Source organism: Glycomyces sp. NPDC021274 (assembly GCF_040641195.1).
GTDB lineage: Bacteria > Actinomycetota > Actinomycetes > Mycobacteriales > Micromonosporaceae > Glycomyces.
This window is the reverse complement of the sequence record NZ_JBFADC010000079.1, coordinates 1-1294: the sequence shown is the minus strand read 5'-3', so window position 1 is coordinate 1294 and position 1294 is coordinate 1. Positions and strand designations below refer to the sequence as shown.

The window sequence follows — 1294 nt, the reverse complement described above, 5'->3', positions numbered from 1 at the left end:
CCTCGACGAGGATTCGCCGTCGGCTGAGGTTGGCGGACACCGTGATGGTGAGCACCGTGCCGGTGCCGTGCCGCACCGCGTTGGTGACCAGTTCCGAGGTGATGACGGTCAGTGCGGTATCGGAGGACTCGTCGAGGCGGAGCCCCCACTTTTTCGCCAGACCCTGGAGACGGCGACGGCTGATCGGCACAGAGGTTGGATCGCGGACCAGAAGGAAGCTTTGGCTGTGGAGGCGCATGCCGGAGACCCTTCGACAGACTTCAGACCGGGGCTTGAGGCGAGGGGAGATCGCTGAGCGGCAGGCCGACGTGATTCACGGAGGATGCCTCCCTCAGCGGGGACGGCTGTGTGTGCGTGGGCGCCGCATGCCGACCGTTGTCGGTATGACAGCCCTCAGGGGGAGTGCGGCCGGGGAGGTCGCTATCCGGGTGGTCTGTGGGCTACGTCATCGCTACTTCGTGGCGATGACGTACACGCTTCCCCAGCGCCGCTTCGGGTTGGCGATCTTGGGGTCGAAGGTCCACGGCTCTGCGGTGGTGAAGCCGGCCTCGGTGAAGAGCTGGACGAGCTTCTCGTAGTCGTAGGCCCAGAGGTGCGGGGTGTACTTGGGATCGTCGTCCTGGTCGCGGAAGACGAGGTTGACGAGGTCGAGCCGGGTGTTGATGTCGTTGCGGCAGTCGCGCTTGGCATACCAGCGCTCGACCATCTCGTCGGCGGGGTTCAGTGGCCCGGGGTACTGGCTGAGGGCGAAGGCGGCGTCGGGGACGCCGGTGATGATCTTGCCGCCCGGTGTGAGTGCGCGGTGGGCCTCGCGGACGTAGTTCTTGGCGGAGCGGGGGTAGTCGATGTGCTCCAGGAAGTGCTCGGAGAAGATCAGCTCGACGGTGTCGTCGTTCAGGGGGATGCCTTCGCGGACATCCCAGAGCAGGTCCGCCGGCGGGACGGCGTCGATGTTGAAGAAGCCCTCGATGCGGTGGGTTCCGCCGCCGATCTGGACCTTGGAGGGCTTCCGGTTGATGCGGCCGTCGGGCCAAGCCCGCTGGCTGGCGTGGTGGTAGCGGTGGAGTTCGATCTCCTTGGCTGTGTGGCGGAGTGCTCGGGCCAGGCCGTGGGTGGTGGAGGGGTCGCTCAGTAGGGCGTCGATCTGCTCGCCGAGGAGGTCGACGGAGGGCAAGCTGAAGTAACTCATGGCGGGGCTCCTGGGAAGAAGAGGCAGCAGAGCAGCTGTTGCTGAAGGCGGCAGTGGTTACGCGGCGCTGGGTGCCGGGGCGGTCCACTGGTTGTTGCGCATGAG

Annotated in this window: 1 protein-coding gene and 1 pseudogene; both read right to left on the bottom strand. The window is 66.4% G+C overall.

The features are described from left to right. Positions 1-238 (bottom strand): annotated as a pseudogene (locus AB0I03_RS26710) (ATP-binding protein); the annotation flags it as partial. Positions 239-451: 213 nt separating this feature from the next. After that, the gene (locus tag AB0I03_RS26705; RefSeq protein WP_360417385.1) at positions 452-1189 is read right to left on the bottom strand and encodes a methyltransferase domain-containing protein; all 738 of its coding nucleotides are present in this window, start codon (positions 1187-1189) and stop codon (positions 452-454) included. Positions 1190-1294 lie beyond the last annotated feature (105 nt).